A 564-nucleotide genomic window follows, 5' to 3' on the forward strand; every position below is an offset into this window, starting at 1 on the left:
AGTCCTCAAAACTGAGGAGTGCTTTTTCCCTTAAATTAATAATTGAATTTGTGATTGTTCTTGTAGTTTTTGTATCCTATTTGTTAACTCTGGCTTTTTCTCTTTACCCCATCGCCTTAATAAGCGACCTGACATACTTGCTACATCTTTTTCTTTCATGTACTCAAGCATTAAGTCATTATGTTGTTTCATGTAGCTATGTTGCATTTTAGTAAGTTGTTCAGCCATCCAGTTAAACGCGTTAATGTACGCCTCTTTTATCTGTGCCGCAGCTTTACCAGTGAAGCCCATAACCAAAAATATAAATCCATCTTTAGTCATCTTAAACATTGGTCTTAGCTTGCCTTGTTCATCAAGATAACTAGCCTCCTCAAAATTGAGGGCGCGAAATTCCTTTGAACACTCAAGCTTATTTATGCCTCTTAAAATGTTATCGTGCCGTTTATTAAAATACTCAGCCACTTTTAAAGATGTGGTCATTACTTGATTACCTTGTAAAGTAACCATGTTTTCAAATTTAAATTGAGTTATAGTCATATTATGTCTCTCTATAGAATGAGCCTA

General features: G+C 34.8%; 1 protein-coding gene. It reads right to left on the minus strand.

Annotated elements, in window-relative coordinates:
* Positions 1-30 precede the first annotated feature (30 nt).
* Entirely contained in the window at positions 31-537 is a 507-nt protein-coding gene (locus B6C99_RS13005; RefSeq protein ID WP_216819502.1) for a Rha family transcriptional regulator, read from the minus strand.
* Between the last annotated feature and the right edge of the window lie 27 nt (positions 538-564).

The organism is Gilliamella sp. N-G2 (assembly GCF_002142215.1).
In the GTDB taxonomy this organism is placed as follows: Bacteria; Pseudomonadota; Gammaproteobacteria; order Enterobacterales; family Orbaceae; genus Gilliamella.

Bases quoted from the DNA above. Each gene is read 5' to 3' on its own strand.
- B6C99_RS13005 (WP_216819502.1), bottom strand. From the start codon at position 537: ATGACTATAACTCAATTTAAATTTGAAAACATGGTTACTTTACAAGGT.